The organism is Chromohalobacter sp. HP20-39, assembly GCF_033052815.1.
Lineage (GTDB): Bacteria > Pseudomonadota > Gammaproteobacteria > Pseudomonadales > Halomonadaceae > Chromohalobacter.
Map to the genome: position 1 here is coordinate 1 of NZ_JAWHTP010000156.1, position 448 is coordinate 448.

Annotated in this window: 1 protein-coding gene; it reads right to left on the reverse strand. The window is 65.0% G+C overall.

Annotated features, from left to right (window positions below; all coding sequences use genetic code 11):
• A partial coding sequence (locus RVY79_RS17425) for an efflux RND transporter permease subunit (protein ID WP_317465743.1) occupies positions 1 to 448 on the reverse strand: 448 nt, incomplete at both ends.

A 448-nucleotide genomic window follows, 5' to 3' on the forward strand; every position in this document is an offset into this window, starting at 1 on the left:
TTCATCACGACGGTGCCCAGGGCCACGTCGTCCTCGTTGTCACGGCCCGCAATGCCGAGCCGCGGCACGAAGCCGATCTTGACCGTCGCCACGTCCTTGACTTGCACCGGCACGCCGTTGTTCTGCGTCAGGACGACCTTGCCGATGTCCTTGACGTTCTCAACCAGACCGACGCCCCGGATGTTGATCGACTGCTGCCCGAAGTTGAGCGTGCGCCCGCCGACGTTGATGTTGGCGTTGCCAAGCGCCGTCATCATCTGCGGCAGGGTCACGTTGTACGTTTCGAGCTTGCGCGGGTCGACCGAGACTTCATAGCTCTTGGTCGGGCCGCCCCAGCTCACCACCTGTGCCACGCCGGGGACCGTCAGCAGCCGGCGCTGGAGCACCCAGTCCTGGATGGAGCGCAGGTTCGTCAGGCCGAAATGCGGCGGCCCCTTGACCTGATAGC